General features: G+C 62.3%; 1 protein-coding gene. It reads left to right on the top strand.

All coding sequences use genetic code 11. From position 1 onward, the window contains the following. The coding region (locus DY467_RS25550) for a PLP-dependent transferase (RefSeq protein WP_164639840.1) at nt 1-464 on the top strand (464 nt) is incomplete at both ends.

The following is a 464-nucleotide window of genomic DNA, read 5'->3' on the forward strand; positions in this document are numbered from 1 at the left end:
ACGTCGTGGTGCATTCGCTCACCAAGTTTCTCGGCGGTCACGGCACGACGCTCGGCGGCGCCATCGTCGACAGCGGCCGGTTCGATTGGGCCAAGCAGCCGGAGCGGTTTCCGGCTTTCAATCAGCCGGATCATTCCTATCACGGCATGATTTACGCCGAGCGGTTCGGGCCAACCGCCTATGTGGAGCGCGCGCGATCGATCTATCAGCGCACCATGGGATCGGTGCTATCACCGTTCAACGCCTTCCTGCTGCTGCAAGGCATCGAGACGGTGGCGCTGCGGATGGAGCGTCACGTCGAGAATGCCCGCAAGGTCGCCGAATTCCTGAGGGACGACCCGCGCGTGGCCTGGGTCAACTACACCGGCTTTCCGGACAGCCCGTATTACCCATTGGTGCAGAAGTATCTCGGTGGTCGTGCCTCTTCGCTGTTCACGTTCGGAATCAAGGGCGGGATGGAGGCC

The sequence above is a fragment of the Rhodopseudomonas sp. BR0G17 genome (genome assembly GCF_010907025.1).
Classification (GTDB): Bacteria; Pseudomonadota; Alphaproteobacteria; order Rhizobiales; family Xanthobacteraceae; genus Rhodopseudomonas; species Rhodopseudomonas palustris_H.